This is a genomic window from Streptomyces sp. CB00455, assembly GCF_001905445.1.
Lineage (GTDB): Bacteria > Actinomycetota > Actinomycetes > Streptomycetales > Streptomycetaceae > Streptomyces.
Map to the genome: position 1 here is coordinate 695221 of NZ_LIVQ01000003.1, position 20900 is coordinate 716120.

At 72.2% G+C, this 20900-nt stretch carries 16 protein-coding genes, 2 tRNA genes and 2 pseudogenes; 3 read left to right on the forward strand and 17 right to left on the reverse strand.

Annotated features, from left to right (window positions below):
- Positions 1-112: 112 nt before the first annotated feature.
- The gene (gene lepA / locus AMK16_RS15685; RefSeq protein ID WP_073915024.1) at positions 113-1978 is read right to left on the reverse strand and encodes a translation elongation factor 4; all 1866 of its coding nucleotides are present in this window, start codon (positions 1976-1978) and stop codon (positions 113-115) included.
- 256 nt (positions 1979-2234) lie between these two features.
- Between lepA and rpsT the strand changes: the two genes are divergently transcribed.
- Positions 2235-2501: a 30S ribosomal protein S20 gene (gene rpsT / locus AMK16_RS15690; protein WP_069920239.1), complete on the forward strand. Its 267-nt coding sequence runs from the start codon at positions 2235-2237 to the stop codon at positions 2499-2501.
- Between the two features lie 261 nt (positions 2502-2762).
- On the opposite strand, the gene holA is transcribed toward rpsT, so the two are convergent.
- The gene (gene holA, locus AMK16_RS15695) at positions 2763-3755 is read right to left on the reverse strand and encodes a DNA polymerase III subunit delta (RefSeq protein ID WP_143196819.1); all 993 of its coding nucleotides are present in this window, start codon (positions 3753-3755) and stop codon (positions 2763-2765) included.
- A 61-nt stretch (positions 3756-3816) separates the two neighbouring features.
- Here holA and AMK16_RS15700 point away from each other — a divergent pair, with 61 nt between their 5' ends.
- Complete coding sequence (locus tag AMK16_RS15700) at positions 3817-4059, forward strand: hypothetical protein (RefSeq protein WP_073916150.1); 243 nt, start codon at positions 3817-3819, stop codon at positions 4057-4059.
- 14 nt (positions 4060-4073) lie between these two features.
- Here the strand turns inward: AMK16_RS15700 and AMK16_RS15705 are convergent, their stop codons facing one another.
- The 14 genes and pseudogenes from AMK16_RS15705 to AMK16_RS36630 all read right to left on the reverse strand — a co-directional run bounded on the left by AMK16_RS15705 (position 4074) and on the right by AMK16_RS36630 (position 18426).
- The gene (locus AMK16_RS15705) at positions 4074-4955 is read right to left on the reverse strand and encodes a YceI family protein (protein WP_073915030.1); all 882 of its coding nucleotides are present in this window, start codon (positions 4953-4955) and stop codon (positions 4074-4076) included.
- A gap of 139 nt (positions 4956-5094) precedes the next feature.
- Positions 5095-7476 (reverse strand): annotated as a pseudogene (locus AMK16_RS34215) (ComEC/Rec2 family competence protein); the annotation flags it as partial.
- Positions 7473-8252 carry a helix-hairpin-helix domain-containing protein gene (locus AMK16_RS37210; protein ID WP_443333568.1) on the reverse strand — a complete coding sequence of 260 codons (780 nt, stop codon included), beginning with the start codon at positions 8250-8252 and terminating at the stop codon, positions 7473-7475. The pseudogene AMK16_RS34215 and the gene AMK16_RS37210, both read right to left, overlap by 4 nt.
- Positions 8253-8789: 537 nt before the next feature.
- Positions 8790-9635: a DegV family protein gene (locus AMK16_RS15730; RefSeq protein ID WP_073915033.1), complete on the reverse strand. Its 846-nt coding sequence runs from the start codon at positions 9633-9635 to the stop codon at positions 8790-8792.
- Between the two features lie 129 nt (positions 9636-9764).
- Positions 9765-10514 carry a hypothetical protein gene (locus AMK16_RS15735; RefSeq protein WP_073915036.1) on the reverse strand — a complete coding sequence of 250 codons (750 nt, stop codon included), beginning with the start codon at positions 10512-10514 and terminating at the stop codon, positions 9765-9767.
- A gap of 185 nt (positions 10515-10699) precedes the next feature.
- A complete protein-coding gene (leuS, locus tag AMK16_RS15740) occupies positions 10700-13573 on the reverse strand; it encodes a leucine--tRNA ligase (protein WP_073915039.1) in 2874 nt (957 codons plus the stop codon).
- A gap of 242 nt (positions 13574-13815) precedes the next feature.
- Positions 13816-13888: transfer RNA gene (locus tag AMK16_RS15745), tRNA-Ala, on the reverse strand.
- A 140-nt stretch (positions 13889-14028) separates the two neighbouring features.
- Entirely contained in the window at positions 14029-14262 is a 234-nt protein-coding gene (locus AMK16_RS15750) for a hypothetical protein (RefSeq protein WP_073915042.1), read from the reverse strand.
- A gap of 143 nt (positions 14263-14405) precedes the next feature.
- Positions 14406-14478, reverse strand: a tRNA-Ala gene (locus tag AMK16_RS15755).
- Positions 14479-14602: 124 nt separating this feature from the next.
- The gene (locus tag AMK16_RS15760; RefSeq protein WP_073915045.1) at positions 14603-15259 is read right to left on the reverse strand and encodes a histidine phosphatase family protein; all 657 of its coding nucleotides are present in this window, start codon (positions 15257-15259) and stop codon (positions 14603-14605) included.
- Positions 15256-15702: a ribosome silencing factor gene (gene rsfS / locus AMK16_RS15765; protein WP_073915048.1), complete on the reverse strand. Its 447-nt coding sequence runs from the start codon at positions 15700-15702 to the stop codon at positions 15256-15258. Before rsfS ends, AMK16_RS15760 begins: the two co-directional genes overlap by 4 nt.
- Before the next feature lie 107 nt (positions 15703-15809).
- Entirely contained in the window at positions 15810-17552 is a 1743-nt protein-coding gene (locus tag AMK16_RS15770; RefSeq protein WP_073915051.1) for an LCP family protein, read from the reverse strand.
- Between the two features lie 24 nt (positions 17553-17576).
- A complete protein-coding gene (nadD, locus tag AMK16_RS15775) occupies positions 17577-18194 on the reverse strand; it encodes a nicotinate-nucleotide adenylyltransferase (RefSeq protein WP_073915054.1) in 618 nt (205 codons plus the stop codon).
- 64 nt (positions 18195-18258) lie between these two features.
- Positions 18259-18426: a hypothetical protein gene (locus AMK16_RS36630; RefSeq protein ID WP_199885444.1), complete on the reverse strand. Its 168-nt coding sequence runs from the start codon at positions 18424-18426 to the stop codon at positions 18259-18261.
- A 138-nt stretch (positions 18427-18564) separates the two neighbouring features.
- Here AMK16_RS36630 and AMK16_RS15780 point away from each other — a divergent pair.
- Positions 18565-19650 (forward strand): annotated as a pseudogene (locus tag AMK16_RS15780) (M48 family metallopeptidase); the annotation flags it as partial.
- On the opposite strand, the gene AMK16_RS15785 reads toward AMK16_RS15780, so the two are convergent.
- Positions 19637-20863 carry an SCO2583 family membrane protein gene (locus AMK16_RS15785; protein WP_073915060.1) on the reverse strand — a complete coding sequence of 409 codons (1227 nt, stop codon included), beginning with the start codon at positions 20861-20863 and terminating at the stop codon, positions 19637-19639. The pseudogene AMK16_RS15780 and the gene AMK16_RS15785 overlap by 14 nt on opposite strands.
- Between the last annotated feature and the right edge of the window lie 37 nt (positions 20864-20900).

The following is a 20900-nucleotide window of genomic DNA, read 5'->3' on the forward strand; positions in this document are numbered from 1 at the left end:
CACAAGCGGCCGGTTCATAACGAAAGAGGCCCCCGGGCTCACGCGCGGGGGCCTGCTTGCGTACGTCCGGCGCACGGCTTCTCGTGTCTGCCGGCGGGCGGCTCCGGAGGGGCTACTTCTTCTTGCCGCCGGACTCGTCGCTGGAGAGGACGGCGATGAAGGCCTCCTGCGGGACCTCCACGGAGCCGACCATCTTCATCCGCTTCTTGCCTTCCTTCTGCTTCTCCAGCAGCTTCCGCTTACGGGAGATGTCACCGCCGTAGCACTTGGCGAGGACGTCCTTGCGGATGGCGCGGATCGTCTCGCGGGCGATGACCCGGGAGCCCACGGCCGCCTGGATCGGGATCTCGAAGGCCTGCCGCGGGATGAGCTCGCGCAGCTTGGCGACCAGGCGCACGCCGTAGGCGTAGGCGGCGTCCTTGTGGCAGACGGCGGAGAAGGCGTCGACCTTGTCGCCGTGCAGCAGGATGTCGACCTTGACGAGGCTGCTGGACTGCTCGCCGGTGGGCTCGTAGTCCAGGGAGGCGTAGCCGCGCGTCTTGGACTTCAGCTGGTCGAAGAAGTCGAAGACGATCTCCGCGAGCGGGAGCGTGTAGCGGATCTCGACGCGGTCCTCGGAGAGGTAGTCCATCCCGAGGAGGGTGCCGCGGCGCTGCTGGCAGAGCTCCATGATCGCGCCGATGAACTCGGAGGGCGCGAGCAGGGTGGCCCGGACGACCGGCTCGAACACGTCCGAGATCTTGCCCTCGGGGAACTCGCTCGGGTTGGTGACGGAGACTTCCTTGCCGTCTTCCATGACGACCCGGTAGACCACGTTCGGCGCGGTGGCGATCAGGTCGAGACCGAACTCGCGCTCCAGGCGCTCGCGCACCACGTCGAGGTGGAGCAGACCGAGGAAGCCGACGCGGAAGCCGAAGCCGAGCGCCGCCGAGGTCTCCGGCTCGTACACGAGCGCGGCGTCGTTCAGCTGCAGCTTGTCCAGGGCCTCGCGCAGGTCGGGGTAGTCCGAACCGTCGAGCGGGTACAGCCCCGAGAAGACCATCGGCCGCGGGTCCTTGTAGCCGCCGAGGGCCTCGGTGGCACCGTTGTGCAGGCTGGTGATGGTGTCACCGACCTTGGACTGACGGACGTCCTTCACGCCGGTGATGATGTAGCCGACCTCTCCGACGCCGATGCCGTCGGAGGGGGTCATCTCCGGGGAGGAGACACCGATCTCCAGCAGTTCGTGGGTGGCGCCGGTGGACATCATCCGGATGCGCTCGCGCTTGTTGAGCTGACCGTCCACGACACGGACGTAGGTGACGACACCGCGGTACGAGTCGTAGACCGAGTCGAAGATCATGGCGCGGGCGGGGGCGTCCTTGGGGCCGACCGGGGCCGGAACCGTGGCGACGATCTTGTCGAGCAGCGCGTCCACGCCGAGACCCGTCTTCGCGGAGACCCGCAGCACGTCCTCGGGCTGGCAGCCGACCAGGTTCGCCAGCTCCTCGGCGAACTTCTCCGGCTGGGCGGCCGGCAGGTCGATCTTGTTCAGCACCGGGACGATCGCGAGGTCCTTCTCCATCGCCAGGTACAGGTTGGCGAGGGTCTGCGCCTCGATGCCCTGGGCCGCGTCCACCAGGAGGACGGTGCCCTCGCAGGCGGCGAGGGAGCGCGAGACCTCATAGGTGAAGTCGACGTGCCCGGGGGTGTCGATCATGTTGAGGATGTGGGTGCTGCCCTGACCCTCGCCCGTGGTGGGGGCCCAGGGCAGTCGGACCGCCTGGGACTTGATCGTGATGCCGCGCTCACGCTCGATGTCCATGCGGTCGAGGTACTGGGCGCGCATCTGCCGCTGGTCGACCACACCGGTGATCTGGAGCATCCGGTCGGCAAGGGTCGACTTGCCGTGGTCGATGTGCGCGATGATGCAGAAGTTGCGGATCAGCGCCGAGTCGGTACGGCTCGGCTCGGGCACGTGGCTGGGGATCGCGGGCACGCAGTGTCCTGATTCTCGGGTCGCAGTCGGAAGCGTTGGCGGAGCGTCGGTCTGAGCGACAGTCCGGATCCCGTCGCTGTCGGCGGCGCGATGTGGATCTGTACGCAGACTCCCATGGTCCCATGGACGGGGCAGTGCGCTCGGTTTGGGCCGCCCTGAGCGTGCCTGGTAGCCTGGGCAGCTGTGTCTCGCATGGCCTCTCAGCTGTCGAGGCATGATCCGAAGAACAATACTCTGAACCTGAAAAGGCTCTTTCGTGGCGAACATCAAGTCCCAGATCAAGCGGAACAAGACGAACGAGAAGGCGCGCCTGCGCAACAAGGCCGTCAAGTCTTCGCTCAAGACCGCGATCCGCAAGGCCCGCGAGGCCGTCGTCGCCGGTGACGTCGAGAAGGCCACCGTGGCTTCCCGTGACGCCGCGCGTGCTCTCGACAAGGCTGTCTCGAAGGGTGTCATCCACAAGAACGCCGCCGCCAACAAGAAGTCGGCACTGGCCTCCAAGGTTGCCTCCCTGCAGGGCTGAGCTCTCGATGTGAATCGCCGGTAAGGACCCAGCGGGCCCTCTCTTCCGCTCCGGACCGGCACACCGCGCCGCACGCGGCCTGCGTTCGCCACGCGGGTGCGGCGCACCGAGCGTCATCGCAGTACCAGCAGTGACCGAAGGCCCCGGCCCCACCCTTCCCCAGGGTGCGACCGGGGCCTTCGCGTTCCTCGGGGCGGCCCCACCGCGCCGGCGCGCACGGCGCGCACACCGCGCGCAGGGGCCCCCGATCGGTGAGGCTTCCTAGCGACGCTGGGGGCGCGCGGCGCGGGCCACCGCCACCACCGCCTTCTCCAGCGCGTACTCCGGATCGTCGCCGCCGCCCTTCACGCCGGCGTCGGCAGCGGCCACGGCGCGGAGCGCGTCCGCCACCCCGTCCGCCGACCAGCCCCGCATCTGCTGGCGGACCCGGTCGATCTTCCACGGCGGCATGCCCAGGTCCCGGGCGAGATCGCCCGGGCGGGCCCCCCGGGGGGCGGAGGCCAGCTTGCCGATCGCCCGCACCGCCTGGGCCAGCGCACTGGTGATCAGGACGGGTGCCACCCCGGTGGACAAGGACCACCGCAGGGCTTCGAGGGCTTCTGCCGCGCGTCCCTCGACCGCCCGGTCGGCGACCGTGAAGCTGGAGGCTTCCGCCCGGCCCGTGTAGTAGCGGCCGACCACGGCCTCGTCGATGGTCCCCTCGACGTCCGCGCACAGCTGCGCGGCCGCGCTCGCCAGCTCCCGCAGGTCGCTGCCGATGGCGTCGACCAGTGTCTGACACGCCTCCGGGGTCGCCGAGCGGCCCAGCGTGCGGAACTCGCCCCGTACGAAGGCCAGCCGGTCCGCCGCCTTGGTCATCTTCGGGCAGGCGATCTCCCGCGCACCCGCCTTTCGCGCCGCGTCCAGCAGACCCTTGCCCTTGACCCCGCCCGCGTGGAGGAGCACGAGGACGATCTCCTCGTAGGGCGCGCCGAGGTAGGCCTTCACCTCCTTGACCGTGTCCGCTGACAGGTCCTGGGCGTTGCGCACGACCAGGACCTTCCGCTCCGAGAAGAGCGAGGGGCTCGTCAGCTCGGCCAGCGTGCCGGGCTGGAGCTGCTCGGGGGCGAGGTCGCGGACGTCCGTGTCGGCATCGGCGGCGCGGGCGGCCGCCACCACCTCCCGTACGGCGCGGTCGAGGAGCAGGTCCTCCTGGCCCACCGCGAGGGTGAGGGGGGCGAGGAGATCGTCGGTGGAGTTCTTCCTGGTGGCCATCGGATCCAGCATCCCACGCCGCACCGACAGGCCTCCGCGCCGCGTACCCGACAATGGTCCGGTGAACGTGCACCATGTACTCGTCCTGCCCGACCGCGACGCCGCCGAGGAGGTGGCGCGGGAGGCCGTCGACCGTTTCGGTCTGCCCGAGGAGCCGCAGTTGGTCCGCGACGCCCTGGCCGGAGAGGACGACGCCGAGGACGCGCAGTGGCTGGTGGTCGTCGAGGACCCGCGCGAACGGCTCGACTCCGCCTCCCTGGAGGCCCTCGCCGCCGCGTACGAAGGCTGGCTCGAAGCCCCGTAGGGAGGTTCGGCGCCTCAGGCCTTGTGGACGATCTGCACGTCCAGGGTGACGTCGACGCTCGAACCGATCGCGGCGACGCCGTGCGCCAGCATCGACTGCCAGTTCAGGGCGAAGTCCTCGCGGTGCAGTTCGGCGGTGGCCCGGCAGGCCGCCCTCGGTTCGCCCTCCAGGCCCGTGCCCTGGCCCAGGTACCGGGTGTCGAGGGTGACGGACCGGCTGATCCCGTGGAGGGTGAGTGCGCCCGCCACGGCCCAGCGGCTGCCGCTGCGGTGGATGAACCGCTCGCTGTAGAACTCCACCGTCGGGTGGCGCACCGCGTCCAGGAAGTCGCCGGACCTCAGGTGGTCGTCGCGCAGCCGCAGCCCGGTGTCGATGCTCGCCGCATCGATGATCACGTGCATGGAGGAGTCCTCCATCCGGTCGGCTATCCGTACCGCGCCGGCGAAGGTGTTGAAGCGGCCGCGGATCCTGGCGAAGCCGATGTGCCGCGCCGTGAAGCCGATCGACGAGTGCGTCGGGTCGAGCTCCCAGTGGCCGGGCTGCGGCAGCAGCGGCGGCTCCACCGCGTCCAGGATGATCTCGCCGGTCCCGGGCTGCGCCGGGTCCCCCACCAGCGTCGCCCCGTGGAACGGCGCGTACCCCTCGGCCGTCACGGAGAGCCGGTACTCGCCCTCCGGTACGGCCGCGGTGAACCCGCCGTACGGATCGGTCTCCCCCTTGACGATCCTGCGGCCGATCGGGTCGGTCACCTCGAAGGTGGCCCCTCTGACCGGCTGGTGGACCGTGTCGAGGACCCGGCAGCTGAGCAGACGCGCCGTCGGTGGCAGCGTCAGTGTCGCGGATGTGTGCGGGCTGGAACTTCCGGCCGTCTCCATCCCCCGTCGGCGACCGAACATGGCTGACGCACCCCCGTGCTGTGTGGAATTGGACCGCTCTGGCGAAGACGCATTCGATCATGCTGTCGGGTTGGGGGCAAACAGAAGGGCCGCGCCCGGTATGACCGCGCCGTCTCCGCCGCCCGCGCCGCCCCCGACCAGCCGGGGACGCCCGCAGCCGCGCACCCGTTCCGCAGACGGCGATCGAACCGTCGGTGTCGGTGCGCAGCACGCTCGCCCCCATCGCCCGCAGCTGGGCGAGCGTACCCGCTGCGGGGTGTCCGTAGCGGTTGCCCGCGCCGACCGGGACGAGCGCGATCCGCGGCCGGACCCGGGCGTACAGCACCGGCTCCTGGTGCGCGGAGCCGTGGTGGGCGACCTTGAGGACATCGACCGGGCCCAGCTCCGGATGCTCCCTCAACAGTCCTTGTTGCGCCTGCGGTTCGAGGTCGCCGAGCAGCAGCAGGGTCAGCCCCGCACCCCGTACCAGCAGGGCGACGCTCGCGTCGTTGGGCCCCTCGGGCGGTGGCCCTGCGGTCGGCGGCCAGAGCACCTGCCACTCCAGCGGACCGGCGCGGCGCCGCTCGCCCGCCGTCGCCCGTACGACGGGCACGCCGGCGGCCGCCGCGGTCCGGTGGACGAACTGCGCCTGGCCTTGCGGCTCTTCCAGCGCCGTGGTCTGAATCACACCCACCGATCTGCCGCGCAGCACACCGGGCAGGCCCGCCACGTGGTCGGCGTGGAAGTGCGTCAGCAACAGCAGCGGAACCCTGTTCACACCCAGGGCGCGCAGGCAGGCGTCCACCGGGCCGGGATCCGGTCCGGCGTCCACCACCAGGGCCTCCCCGGGGCCGAGGGCGAGCACCGCGGCGTCTCCCTGGCCCACGGCGCACTGCACGTACCTCCAGTCGGGCGGTGGCCAGCCCGTGAGCGTACGGGTGAGCTGCGGCGGCCGCAGTACGGCCGCGAGCAGCAGCACGGCCAGCGCGGAGCAGAGCCACCGCCGGCGCAGGATCCGGGCGCCGGGGGCCACCACGGCCAGGGTGGCGGCGGCCAGCACCAGCCCGCCGGTGACCCCGCCCGGCCAGGCCGTCTCGGCGCCCGGCAGCCGGGCCCCCGCCCGGGCCACGCCGGCGATCCACCCGGCGGGCAGCCCCGCGCACCAGGCCGACACCTTCGCGGCGGCCATCCACAGCGGAGCCAGAGCGAGCGCCGCGAAGCCGAACACCGTCGCCGGGCCCGCGGCCAGCTCGGCCAGCAGGTTGCAGGGGACCGCCACCAGACTGACCCGGGCGGCGAGCACGGCGACGACGGGCGCACACACCGCCTGGGCGGCCGCGGCGGCGGCCAGCGCTTCGGCCGGCCGGTGCCGCATCCCGCGCCGCCGCAGCCCCGCGCTCCACCGGGGCGCGAGCGTGAGCAGGGCGCCCGTGGCCAGGACGGAGAGCAGGAAGCCGTAACTGCGGGCCAGCCACGGGTCGTAGAGGACCAGCAGCAGTACGGCTGCGCCGAGGGCCGGGAGCAGGGACCTGCGCCGGCCGGTCGCGATGGCCAGCAGGGTGAGCGCCCCGCACGCCGCGGCCCGCAGCACGCTCGGCTCCGGCCGGCACACCACCACGAACGCCAGCGTCAGGGCGGTCCCGCACAGTGCCGTGGCCCGCAGTGACAGTCCGAGCCTGGGTGCCAGCCCGCTGCGCTCCGCCTGCTGGGCGCGGGCCGGAGGTCCGATGAGCAGGAACAGCACCACGGTCAGGTTGGAACCGGAGACGGCCAGGAGGTGCAGCAGGTCGGTGGCCCGGAAGGCTTCGTGCAGGTCGGGCGGCACCCGGGAGGTGTCGCCGACGACGAGTCCGGGCAGCAGGGCCCTCGCATCCGGTGCGAGCCCCTCGGTGACCTCGCGGAGTCCGGCCCGCAACCGCCCGGCGATCCGCTGCACGGTGTCGGGGCCGCCGGTCACCCGGGGCGGGGTGTCACCGGCCGGCCGCACCAGGGCCACGGCCTGCTCGCCGCTCCGCGCCGGGGCCAGCCGGGCCACGGCCTCCACCCGCGTGGAGGGCTGGAGCCGGGCCCAGTCGGGATGTCCCGCCAGTACCCGCACCGGCGTCTCGACGCGCGTCCTGAGCCCGTCGGGCGCGGTCACGCCGGTCACCACCGCATCGAGCGCCACGACCGGCGGCCCGTTCGTGTTCGTGGTGGTGCGCGGGTCGGAGCCGACGGTCAGCTCCACGAGGACGCGGGCCTGCTCCCGGGCCAGCTCCGGCACCGGCCCGGCCCGCGCCTCGGCCCGGTGGAGCCCGGCCACCCCGGCCCCGGCGCAGGCGCACAGCAGGGCGGCGGCGAAGGCCGGAGCGAGCCTGCCCAGTGCCCCGGAGCGCCGCCACCCGGCCCAGATCAGCAGCCCGGCACCGGCCAGTCCCAGCGCCACCGCGGCGGCGGCCGGCCCGGTGGGCGCGTCCAGGGCGAGGGCGGTCGCCGCCCAGGCGGCCAGGGCGGGCGCGACGATCCGCAGGTCGAGGGGGCCGGTGTCCTCGGGCCGGTTCACGGCCGCACCAGGGTGCGCAGATCGGCGAAGCGCCGCTCGCCGATGCCGTTGACCTGCCGGAGCTCCTCCACGGACCGGAAGCCCCCGCGGGCCGTGCGGAAGTCCACGATGTGCTGCGCCAGCACCGGCCCGACCCCCGGCAGTCCGTCCAGTTGCTCGACGGTGGCCGAGCCGAGGCTGATCGGGCCCGGGGCCGGGCCGCGCGCGCCGCCCGCGCCGCCTGGAGGAGGCTGCGCCGGAGCGCCCACCAGCACCTGCTCGCCGTCCACCAGCACCCGGGCCCGGTTCAGGCCGGTGGTGTCCGTACCCGGCCGCACTCCCCCGGCGGCGGCCAGCGCGTCCTCGACCCTCGACCCGGCGGGCAGCCGCCGCACACCCGGATCCCGGACCTTGCCTCCGATGTCCACCACGATCCGGGCGGCGCCGGCTCCGGCCGATACGGCGGGCGAAGGGGCGGCAGCCCCCGCCGGGGCCGGCCCCGCGGCCGGGCCGCCGGCCGGGGCGACCACCGCGGGGGCGGTCACCGGCTGCGGCCGGGCCGACCAGAACTGCTGCGCTGCGAAGCCGACGGCGGCGACCAGCACCACCGCGACGGCGGCCACCGTGCGCGGCTCCATCCCGCAACGCGCCTGGAGCCACACCGGCATCCGCTCGCGCAGAGCCGGCCGCGCGAAGGCGCCGGCCGCCACCTCGCTCACCGCGCCGGACGCCGGGCCGTCCACCTCCTCCCGGGGCTCCGCGCCCAGCTCCCCGGCCGGAGCCGCTGGAGCCGCCACCGGGCCGGGCGTCGCGACAACCGCCGCACCGGACACCGGCCCCGGCGGCGTGACGGCCGTAGCGACCGGCGGTGGGACCCGCACCGTGACGGACGGTGGGACCCGCACCGTGACCGGTGGCGGGCCTGGTGGGCCCGGTGGTGGGACCTGCGCGGTGACCAGCGGTGGGCCCGGCGGGACCAGCGGCGGGACGGGCGCGACCGGAGGCGGGGCCCGGCGCGACCGGGGGTGGGCCCGGCGGGACCGGGGGTGGGCTGATGTCGCCCAGCAGGGCTTCGGCCCGTCGGCGCACCGCGTCCGGATCGGGATGCGGGACCGCATGACCGCGGCGGCCGCTCGGGCGGCCGCGGCGGTAGCGCAGTCGGCTGTCGGAAAGGGACGGTCGGCCCGGGCCGCTGGTGGCGCCCGACGGATGCGCGGTGCGCGTGCGAGGAGTCATGCGACGACGGTAGGGGCCGATCCCGACACCCGTTCGGAACCCTCAATTCCGGTGGACAGCGCACCGGTTGTGGATAACCGCGCCACTCCTTCGGGTGTTCAGCGCGGCGAGACGACCGCGGCCAGCAGGCCCGGCCCGGTGTGCGCGCCGATCACCGCCCCGACCTCGCTGACGTGCAGCTCGACCAGGCCGGGGATGCGTTCCCGGAGCCGCTCGGCGAGCTTGTCCGCCCGCTCCGGTGCCGACAGGTGGTGCACCGCCACGTCGACGCTTCCCGTCCCGGCACGCTCGACGGCCAGTTCTTCCAGGCGGGCGATGGCCTTGGAGGCCGTACGGACCTTCTCCAGCATCTCGATCCGGCCGCCGTCCAGCGTCAGCAGCGGCTTCACCGCCAGCGCCGAGCCGAGGAGGGCCTGGGCGGCACCGATCCGGCCGCCCCGGCGCAGGTAGTCGAGGGTGTCGACGTAGAAGTACGCGGACATGTCCGCCGCCCGCTTCTCGGCCGACGCCACCGCCTCGTCGACGGAGCCGCCCGCCTCGGCCACCTCGGCGGCGGCGAGCGCACAGAAACCGAGGGCCATCGCGACCATCCCGGTGTCCACGACACGGACGGGCACGGGCGCGGTCCGGGCGGCGACCACGGCGGCGTCGTAGGTGCCGGAGAACTCGGCGGACAGGTGCAGGCTGACGATGCCGGTCGCCCCGGCGTCGGCGGCCGCCCGGTAGGCCCGGACGAACTCCTGCGGGCTGGGGCGGGAGGTGGTGACCGAACGGCGCTTCTGCAGGGCCAGGGCCAGGCTGCGCGCCGAGATCTCGGTGCCTTCCTCCAGTGCCTCGCCGCCCAGCACCACGGTGAGCGGGACGGCGGCGATTCCGTGCCGCGCCATGGCCGGGTGGGGCAGGTAGGCCGTGGAATCGGTGACGATGGCGACATGGCGGGACATGAGCCGGAGGTTACCGCCAGTGGAGGGGGCACGGCAGCCCGGACCCCGGTCCGCGGCCGCGTCCACCGTCCCTGCGGAGCCGGCAGCCGGCCCGGGCCCCGGCGACCGCCGGTCCGGGCCGGCCGCCGGTCAGGTCGTGCTCTCCGGTCGGCGCGCCTTGTGCCAGGGGTACTGCGCCGCGGGGGCGGCCCCGTTCAGGGCAGCCGGCCCCGGCTGCGCACCCCTCCCGCCGCGCGCCGGAGCCGAGGCCTGAGCCGGGGCCTGCCCCGCTCCCCCCGCCTGCTGCTGCGCGTCCCACGCCGCGGCCGCCGCCGCCAGGTGGTCCACCGACTCCGGCGTCCAGTCCCGCAGCGCCCCGGACTCCACCTCGATCTGGTCCGACAGCGCCGACAGGTCATCGGCCGCGAACCTGCGGGCGCGGTCCCGCGCCGCCCAGCGCAGCGAATCCGCCGCCTGTGTGATCTTGGCCGCCCGCTCGCGCAGATCGGGCAGGATCTCCGCCGTCCGCCTGCGGTCCGGTTCCTGCTCCAGCCGCTTCAGCTCGGCGTCCAGCTCGTGTCCGTGCTCGCTGAGCCGCTCGAACAGCCCGATGGACTCCTTCAGCGAGGCGTCCACCCGGACGCCCTGGTGCAGCGCCTCCTGCGTGGCCCGCATCGAGGTCCGCAGGTCCAGCCGCAGCTGCGCCAGCGCCCCCGTGACCCCGACCTGCCCCAGGCTCTTCGCCCGCAGCGTGGTGTCCTCCACCGTCCGGCGGGCCTGCGTGATCGTGCGGTCCACGCCGCGCCGGGTCGCCTTCACCACCTTGGCGGTCACATACACGCCCAGGCCCAGGAAGGCGAAAAGCACCATCAGCGCGAAGATGATCAACGCGGCCTCCATGAGTGTCCCTTCCCCAGTCCCCGCGGCTCTTTGTCCGTCCCCTCCACGGTAAACGCCACGGGCAGGCCAGGGGTTCCAATCGAACCCCCAACCTGCCCGTACGGGATGTCCCCCATGGGACGCCGTGCGACGCCGTGCGACGCCGTGCGACGCCGTGGGACACCGGATGCGACCGGCCCGGTACCTCAGATGACGATGTTCACCAGCTTCGGGGCGCGCACGATCACCTTGCGGATCTCCGCGCCGCCCAGGGCCGCGACCACGCCCTCATCGGCGACCGCCAGCCGCTCCAGCTCCGCCTCCGAGATGGCCGGCGGCACCTCCAGCCGTGCCTTGACCTTGCCCTTGACCTGCACCACGCACGTCACGGTCTCGTCCACGACGTAGGCCGGGTCCGCGACCGGGAAGTCCTGGTGGACCACCGAGTCGTCGTGGCCCAGGCGGTGCCACAGCTCCTCCGCGATGTGCGGGGCCAGCGGGGCGACCAGCCGCACCAGGGCCTCGGCGACCGGGCGCTCCAGCGGCCGGCCCGCCTTCGTCAGGGCGTTGTTCAGCTCGGTGATCTTCGCGATGGCCGTGTTGAAGCGCAGCCCCGCCATGTCCGCGCCGGCCCCGTCGATGGCCTTGTGCAGCGCCCGCAGGGTCTCCTCGGCGGGCTCGGCGTCGACGACCGTCACCGCGCCCGTCTCCTCGTCGACGATGTTGCGCCACAGCCGCTGCAGCAGCCGGTACTGGCCGACCACGGCCCGGGTGTCCCACGGACGCGAGACGTCCAGCGGGCCCATCGCCATCTCGTACAGGCGCAGGGTGTCCGCGCCGTACTCCTCGCAGATCTCGTCCGGCGTGACCGCGTTCTTCAGGGACTTGCCCATCTTGCCCAGCTCGCGCTTGACCGGCTCGCCCTCGAAGAAGAAGCCGCCGTCCCGCTCCTCGACCTCCGCGGCCGAGACCGGGAAGCCGCGCTCGTCACGGTAGACGTAGGCCTGGATCATGCCCTGGTTGTAGAGCTTGTGGAACGGCTCGACCGAGGAGACGTGGCCCAGGTCGAACAGCACCTTCGACCAGAAGCGGGCGTACAGCAGGTGCAGCACCGCGTGCTCGGCGCCGCCCACGTACAGGTCGACGCCGCCGTGCGGCTGACCTTCGCGGGGGCCCATCCAGTACTGCTCGACGGCCGGGTCGACCAGGGCCCCGGAGTTGTGCGGGTCCAGGTAGCGCAGCTCGTACCAGCAGGAACCGGCCCAGTTCGGCATGGTGTTGGTCTCGCGCCGGTAGCGCTTGACGCCGTCGCCGCGGCCGAGGTCCAGCTCGACCTCGACCCAGTCCGCCTTCCGCGACAGCGGCGTCTCCGGCTTCGAGCCGGCGTCGTCCGGCTCGAACGTGCGCGGCGAGTAGTCCTCGACCTCCGGCAGCTCCAGCGGCAGCATCGACTCGGGCAGCGGGTGGGCGACGCCGTCCTCGTCGTAGACGATCGGGAAGGGCTCGCCCCAGTAGCGCTGGCGGCTGAACAGCCAGTCGCGCAGCCGGAAGTTGACCGTGCCCTCGCCGATGCCGCGCTCGGACAGCCAGTCGGTGATCGCGGCCTTGGCCTCGGCGACGCCCAGGCCGTCCAGCGAGATGCCCTCTCCGGTCGAATTGACCAGCTTGGCGTCGTACGAGCTGAAGGCGTCGTCCCACGTGGAGGGGTCGGTGCCGCGGTCGTCGGAGGGCTGCACGACGCAGCGCATCGGCAGCTCGAAGGCGCGCGCGAACTCGAAGTCGCGGCCGTCGTGGGCCGGGACGGCCATGATCGCGCCGGTGCCGTAGCCCATCAGCACGTAGTCCGCGATGAAGACGGGGACCCGCTCGCCGCTGACCGGGTTGGTCGCGTACGCGCCGGTGAAGACGCCGGTCTTGTCCTTCGCCTCTGCCTGCCGCTCGACGTCCGACTTCGAGGCGGCCTGCTTGCGGTAGGCGTTCACGGCTTCGGCCGGGGTGGCGTACCCGCCGGTCCACACGGGGTGGGTGCCCTCGGGCCAGGCCGCGGGCACGATGGAGCCGATCAGCTCGTGCTCGGGCGCCAGCACCATGTAGGTCGCGCCGAACAGCGTGTCGGGGCGGGTGGTGAAGACGGTGATCGCACCGGCGTCGCCGACGGCGAAGTCGACGCGCGCGCCCTCGCTGCGGCCGATCCAGTTGCGCTGCTGGAGCTTGATGGCCTCGGGCCAGTCCAGTGCGTCCAGGTCGTCCAGCAGCCGGTCCGCGTAGGCGGTGATGCGCATGTTCCACTGGCTCAGCTTGGCCTTGAAGACCGGGAAGTTGCCGCGCTCGGAGCGGCCGTCCGCGGTGACCTCCTCGTTGGCCAGTACGGTGCCCAGCCCGGGGCACCAGTTGACGGGCGCGTCGGAGGAGTACGCCAGGCGGTACCCGTTCAGTACGTCGGCGCGCTCGGCGGCGGTCAGCTCCGCCCAGGCACGGCCGCCGGGGACCTCACGGGAGCCGTTCTCGAAGGCGGCGACCAGCTCGTCGACCGGGCGGGCCCGATGCGCGTCCGTGTCGTACCAGGAGTTGTAGATCTGCAGGAAGATCCACTGGGTCCACTTGTAGTAGTCCGGGTCGATGGTCGCGAAGGAACGGCGTTTGTCGTGGCCCAGGCCCAGGCGGCGCAGCTGGACCTTCATGTTCGCGATGTTGGCCTCGGTCGACACCCGCGGGTGGGTGCCCGTCTGCACGGCGTACTGCTCTGCCGGCAGGCCGAAGGCGTCGAAGCCCAGGGTGTGCAGGACGTTGTGCCCGGTCATCCGCTGGTGGCGGGCGTAGACGTCGGTGGCGATGTACCCGAGCGGGTGGCCGACGTGCAGCCCCGCGCCGGACGGGTACGGGAACATGTCCATGATGAACTTCTTGGGCCGCGCGACCGCCGCCGGGTCCCCGGCCAGGTCACCGCTCGGGTTCGGGGCCTCGTAGGTGCCCTGCGCGTCCCATACGTCCTGCCAGCGTGCCTCGATGTCGGCGGCCATGGCAGCCGTGTAACGGTGCGCCTCGGCCGCCTCGGGGGCCGGGGTGTTCGTCTCGCTCATGATTCCTGAAGCTCCATCGATCGTCTTGCCGTCTCTGCCTGCCCAAACGAAAAAACCCCTCGCACAGGAGGGGGCGCCGCGCCGATGCCGACCGCCGGGGTCGGTACTGATCAGCGCGGCTCGGTAAGCAGAAGGCGTACGGCACGCATGGCGCCAGGGTACCGCAGCGGCCCCGGCGGACGCCCGGGCGTTCCGCACAACGAGAAGCGGGCCACCCTGATCGGGTGGCCCGCTTCTCTATGTGGAGCTAAGGAGAATTGAACTCCTGACCTCCTGCATGCCATGCAGGCGCTCTACCAACTGAGCTATAGCCCCTTGTACTGCGTTCCTGCCTGCCGCCCGACTCTTCCGTTTCCGGCGCTCCCTGGCGACGTCCCAAACATTACACGGTCATGGCCCTGGTCCAAAAATCGGTTTCCGCCGACCACGGGCCATGTCCGTTTTGACCTATGTCGTCACGCTCTTGCGAACTGGTAGAACCGCTTGAGCGTGCAGTGCTCGTCGAGCAGCCGGCCGTAGATCGGCTCCCCCTCCAGCTCCCGGTAGGTCTCGATGGGGTCGCCTTTTATGATCAGCGCCCGTGCGCATTCCTCGCACCAGTACTGGTAGTCGGAGTTGACCGGTTCCATGTCCCGAACGATCGGCGTGCCGTTGTTGCACCAGTCGCACCGGCGCCGGTGTGCACCCATCCGTCAGCGACTCCCTCCCGCGTCGGGCCGTCGTGTCCCCCTCCGGCCGTCCGATTCTGCCATGCCGGTACGGGCACGGTCAGCAAACGCAAAGGGCACAAAAGCAAGGATCCCGCCCCCCATTGGGGACGGGATCCTGATTGTGGAGCTAAGGAGAATTGAACTCCTGACCTCCTGCATGCCATGCAGGCGCTCTACCAACTGAGCTATAGCCCCGCTCTCCGCTGCGCTCCCCCCGTCTCCGGTGTTCCGCGCTGCGAACAAGAAGAACTCTAGCCTGCGACCAGCCGGAAAGTGAAATCCGGGTGGCAGCTGCGGCGGGGAGCGGCGGAGGGGCTGCTCAGTCGTCGTCGCCGAGCACCGGTTCCGGCAGCGTGCCGGCGTTGTGCTCCATCAGACGCCAGCCGCGCGCGCCCTCACCGAGGACCGACCAGCAGCAGTTGGAGAGCCCGCCCAGGCCCTCCCAGTTGTACGAGTCGAGGCCCAGCAGCCGGCCGATCGTCGTACGGATGGTGCCGCCGTGGCTGACCACGACGAGCGTGCCGCCTTCCGGCAGCCGGCCGGCGTGCTCCAGCACCACCGGCGCCGCGCGGTCGGCGACCTCGGTCTCCAGTTCGCCGCCGCCCCGGCGGACCGGCTCGCCGCGCTTCCACGCCGCGTACTGCTCGCCGTACTTCCCGAGGATCTCGTCGTGCGTCAGGCCCTGCCACTCACCGGCGTAGGTCTCGCGCAGTGCCTCGTCGTGCTGCACGGTGAGCCCCGTGACGGCGGCCAGCTCGGCCGCCGTGGCGGAAGCGCGCCGGAGGTCGGAGGACACGATGGCGTCGGGTCCGAGCGAGGCCAGCAGCCGGGCCGAGCGGCGCGCCTGCGCCACACCGGTCTCGGTCAGCTCGATGTCCGTGGACCCCTGGAAGCGGCGCTCCAGGTTCCACGCCGTCTGGCCGTGGCGCCAAAGGACGATCTTCCTGCCGGACTTCCCCGATGTGGTCGCGCTCAGAACAGATCACCGTCCAGTTCGTCATCGCCCGCGGCCTCACGCAGCTTGGCGTGCTCCTCGGCCTTGCCGATGGTGAGCTTGGCGTCCTCGGGGAGCTCGATCTCGGGGCAGTCCTTCCACAGGCGCTCCAGCGCGTAGAAGACACGCTCCTCGCTGTGCTGGACGTGGACGACGATGTCGACGTAGTCGAGCAGGATCCAGCGGGCGTCGCGGTCGCCCTCGCGGCGCACCGGCTTGGCGCCGAGCTTCTTGAGCAGCTGCTCCTCGATCTCGTCCACGATCGACTTGACCTGGCGGTCGTTGGGCGCGGAGGCGAGCAGGAAGGCGTCGGTGATCGACAGCACGTCGCTGACGTCGTACGCGATGATGTCGTGCGCGAGCCGGTCGGCCGCGGCCTGGGCGGCGGCGGTGATGAGCTCGATGGAGCGGTCCGTGGCGGTCACTGGCCATGCTTTCGGGTTGGCGGGCAGATCCTTACAAGGGTCTCATGTACCGCCGACACCGCCCGCGCGGAACGTCCCGCGCGGGCGCAAGCACGTGTCAGGGCCGGTCAGGACGGCTTGTAGTCCTTGCCCAGGATCACCACGACGTCGGCGTTCACGGCGTTCTCGGCCTTCTTCACGACCGTCTCCGGCAGCCCCAGGGTCTTGGCGACATCGATCGCCCGGTCCCGCTGGGCATCGTCCTGGTAGGTGATCTGGGAGGCGGCCGCGGTCTTGTCCGCCTTGCCGCCGTCCACGAAGTCGTAGCCGCCGTTGAGCAGCGCCGCCTTCGCCGCGACCTGCGCCTTCTCGTCGCCGCCGGCGTCCTTGAGGCCCACCCGGGGGGCGGCACCGGGCTGCGCCGCCGCGACGGAACCGCCGAGCACCTCCTTGACCACCTTCTTGGTGGCCTCGTCCGTCAGGCCGCCGTCCGGCTTCACCGAGAGGACGTCGGTGCGGTACGCGCCCACCTTGGCGTGCGCGCCGAGCCGGGACAGCAGGGCGCCGAGGGCCTGCGCGTTCAGGCCCGGGTCCAGGATCTGGCCCATGCTCTCGACCGTCACGGCGGCGGCCTTCGGGTCGCTCGGGACCTTGCGCAGGACCGCGTACAGCACCTTGCCCATGCGCTCCAGCTGCTTGCCCTCCGGCTCGCCCTGGCCGCGGTACGTGGCGTAGGCGACGGCCATCGGACCGCTCAGGCTCTGCTTCTGGCCCTGGCTCACGGCCGGGGCCTTGACCGCGTCGTCGGCCGGGACCGCGGTGTCGGTGTCGACCTCGATGCCGCCGACCAGCTCGACCAGGTTCTCCAGGAAGGGCGTGTCCAGGCGCCAGGTGCCGCCGATGCGGGTGCCGAGCACCGAGTCGAGGGACTCCCGGGTGCCGAGACCGCCCGCCTCGACGGCCTTGCCGAGGCCCGTGGAGGTCCCGTCCGCGCCGGGGACGCCCAGGGTGTTGGGCAGCAGGACGGTGGCGCCCTGGCGGGCGGTGACGTTGTCGACGAGCAGCGCCGAGGAGGTGCCGCCCTTCTTGGTGTTGTGCACGTGGACGACGATCATGTCCCGCTTCTGCGTGCCGGCCTCCGCTCCTGCGGCGCTCTTCTTCTGCCCGGGGCCGTCGATGAAGGGGAGCTTGCCCGCGTACCAGAGGTAGCCGAGGCCGCCGACGACGAAGAGGGCGAGGACGACGATCAGCGCCACCACGCGGTTGCGGCCGCGGCGGCGGGCCTCCTCGCGCCGTTCGGTGCGGCTCTCGGTGAACTTGAGCCAGTCGATGACGTCCTCGGAGTCCTCGTCCGGCTGGTCGATGAAGGCGAACATCTCGGTGCGGTAGTCCCGGTCCGCCCCGGACTCGGCACCGGCACCGGCGTCGGGCCTGCGCGGCGCGGGTACCTGCGGCGCCCGCGTCCGAACGGGCTCCGGCTCCTGCGGCGCGGCGGCGGGCGCGGCGGCCGGTTCCGGGGAGGCCTGCTGGGGGATCCACTGCTGGGTCTGCCCGGTCTGCTGCGTTTCGTACCCGTAAGAGGGAACCGCGGGGGCGGGAGGGGAGGGGTACTCCTGCCGTGCGTACTCCTGGCCGTAGTACTGCTGCTGCGGCTGCCCGTCGTACTCGGGCTGCGGGGTCTGGGGCTGCGGGGCCTGGGCCTGGGCCTGGTAGTCGTAGCCGTACTGCTGCTGCTCGTACTGCTGCTGCCCGTACTCCTGGGCGGGCTGCGCGGGCGCCTGGCCGTACACCGGCCGCCCGTACGGGTCGTAGCCGATGAGCTGCTGCTCGTGACCGGCGTACGGGTCGTACGGCTCCTGTCGGTCGTTCACCGCGGGGCCCCTCTCTCCGGAAGCTCAGGCTCCCCGGTACAGCTCACGCTTGTCGATGTAGCGCACCACGCCGTCCGGCACCAAGTACCAGACAGGATCCCCCTTGGCGACCCGTGCGCGGCAGTCCGTGGACGAAATGGCCAGCGCGGGCACCTCGACCAGGGAGACACCGCCCTCGGGCAGGCCGTCGTCGGTGAGGACGTGGCCGGGCCGGGTGACCCCGATGAAATGGGCGAGGGAGAACAGCTCGTCGGCGTTGCGCCAGGTCAGGATCTGGGCGAGCGCGTCGGCACCGGTGATGAAGAACAGGTCGGCGTCGTCGTTCAGCGCCTTCAGGTCCCGCAGGGTGTCGATCGTGTACGTCGGGCCGCCGCGGTCGATGTCGATGCGGCTCACCGAGAACTGCGGGTTCGAGGCCGTCGCGATGACCGTCATCAGATAGCGGTCCTCGGCGGGCGAGACGGCGCGCTGCGACTTCTGCCACGGCTCGCCGGTCGGTACGAAGACCACCTCGTCGAGGTGGAACAGTGCGGCCACCTCGCTGGCGGCCACCAGGTGCCCGTGGTGGATCGGGTCGAATGTACCGCCCATCACGCCGAGCCTGCGCTTGACCGGGCCGGTAGGCGTTTCCTGCTCTCCCATGAGCGCAGAGCCTACTGGCCCGGTGGCGGGTCCACCGCGGGCCGTGCCCGGTCCGGGCGACGGCCTAGCGGTCGCGGTTCAGGCGCGTGGTCACCCAGAGCATCAGGAGCAGGATGCAGAACGCGCCGCCACCGGTGAGGTACGGGCTCAGGCTGTCGTGGTTGCCGCCGTGCTGCTCGGCCCCCTCCGAGGCGAGGAGCACCAGATCGTGGGCGGTGGAGGAGAAGCTCATCAGGCGAGTACCTATCGAGTCGGGGAGCGGGCGGAGACTTCGCTCACATCGTATGCGGGGGCCTCGGGCACGCTCACGCCGACTCGGGCGTTGGAGGATAGACGCAAGGTCACCGACACCGATCCAGGGGAGGGCGCTATGCCGGAGACAGGGTTCGAGACGACGCCGGCGCGGGACCGCAGGAGGTTTCCCGGCATCTCTTCGCGCGCGTACGAACATCCGGCGGACCGCTCCGCGCTGGTGGCACTGCGCAAACTGACCGGTTTCGACACGGTGTTCAAGGCCCTGAGCGGGCTGCTGCCGGAGCGCAGTCTGCGGCTGCTGTTCCTGTCGGAGTCGGTGCGGGTGGGCGAGACGCAGTTCCCGCACCTGCACGCGATGCTCCGCGACGCCTGCTACATCCTGGACCTGGAGCGGGTCCCGCAGATGTACGTGCAGCAGGACCCCAAGCCGAACGCGATGTGCATCGGGCTGGACGAGCCGATCATCGTGGTGACGACGGGCCTGGTCGAGCTGCTGGACGAGGAGGAGATGCGGGCGGTGGTGGGCCACGAGGTGGGCCACGCCCTGTCGGGGCACTCCGTCTACCGCACGGTCCTGCTGTTCCTGACGAACCTCGCGCTGAAGGTGGCGTGGATCCCGCTGGGCAATGTGGCGATCATGGCGATCGTGACCGCTCTGCGGGAGTGGTTTCGCAAGTCCGAGCTCTCGGCGGACCGGGCCGGGCTGCTGGTGGGGCAGGACGTGCGGGCCTCGATGCGCGGGCTGATGAAGATCGCGGGTGGCAACCACCTGCACGAGATGAACGTGGACGCCTTCCTGGCGCAGGCCGAGGAGTACGAGTCGAGCGGCGATCTGCGTGACTCCGTACTGAAGATCCTGAACGTGCTGCCGCGGACGCACCCCTTCACCACGGTGCGGGCGGCCGAGCTGAAGAAGTGGTCGGAGAGCCGCGACTACCAGCGGATCCTGGACGGGCACTACCCGCGGCGGGACGAGGACAAGGACACCTCGGTGACGGATTCCTTCCGGGATTCCGCCGCGCACTACGCCGATTCGGTGCGGACCAGCAAGGATCCGCTGATCAAGCTGGTGAGCGACATCGCGGGCGGGGCGGGCGACCTGGGCGGCAAGCTCCGGGACAGGTTCACCGGCGCAGCGCCGGCAGCAGGTGGCGCCGGGGCCGGCTCCGCCGGAGGCAAGGGCTCGGCTACGGAGCAGGGCTGAGCGGGCCGGCCGCCGGGGCCGGAAGCCGGGGCTGGGACTGGCCCGGGGACTGGGACTGGGGCTGGCCCGTTGACTGGGACTGGGGCTGACCCTGGGGCTGGGCGAGCACGCCGCACAGCCCGGCCGTGCGCCGCGGATCGCCGCCGGCGTAGGGGTCGCTGGGGGCCGGGCCCACCGTGGTGGGACCCGCTCCGGCCAGGAGCGGGCGGAAACCGCCGGCCGGGTCGGCGGAGCAGTCCTGCGGCCCGGCCATCACGTAGGCCGCGGCCAGCTCCGCCCGGCGGGCGGCCAGGTCCTCCCGGTCGAAGCGCATGCGCAGCTCGCGCCGGACGGTGAACAGCGAAGCGCCGTCATCGGCCGGGGCTCCGGTGGCCGGGCGTACGGCGTAGACGAAGGTGTGGTCGGTGATCACCACCAGCGTGTCGGGGGTGAGTTCCTCGTAGGCGAGGGTGCCGCCGACCCGGACCCGGGGGTCGGCCACGACGGCCGTGCCCGGGTCGAAGCGCACCAGCCAGCCGGTGGCTGCGTGCCGGCCGTCGCCGGAAGGGCTGGTCATGCTGCGGTCGAACTGCGCCAGCTGGTCGGGGTCGAGCAGGACGCGCACCGGCCTGGACGCGGCGCCGCTGAGGATGTCGGGGTCCAGGGAGGACTGCACCAGGTAGTCCTTGGCGATGGACAGCGCGGTGACGATCTGGGCGTCGGTGAAATGGGCCGTGCGGCGCACCGCCGGAAGGGTGATTCCGGCCGCTCCGACGCGGTAGTCGGCGGCGGGGCTGTCCGCGTACAGGTCGGCGGGCCGTCCGCCGGGTACCGGCGAAGGGGGCGCCAGCGGGACGACGGTGCTGGAGAGCGGCTCGGTGTGGCCGGCGGGGGCGGGCACGTAGGGATTGCGCAGCCCCATGTAGACGGCGACGGCGAAGGCCGTGGCGATGAGCAGCACCAGCAGCATGCCCTGCCGGGCGCCCCGGCCGGGGGTACTGGTCCGGGGGGCGGCGCCGGTCGACCAGAAGGAGCGGCTGCGGACGGCCCGGGCGTGTTCGCCCATGCGTTCTTGTGCGGAGTACTCCTGGAGCCGGGCAGCCCGGACGAAGTCTTCGTCGAACACCACCGACCTGAACTCGTCCGGGCGGTGGTCGTCGGACCGGAACTCGTCGTCACCACCGCCGATGCCCTCGGGGGTGCCGTTGGGTGGATCTCCTGGCACGGCCATCGCTTCTCCCCGCTGTCCCCGCTTCAGAGAAGCCCCC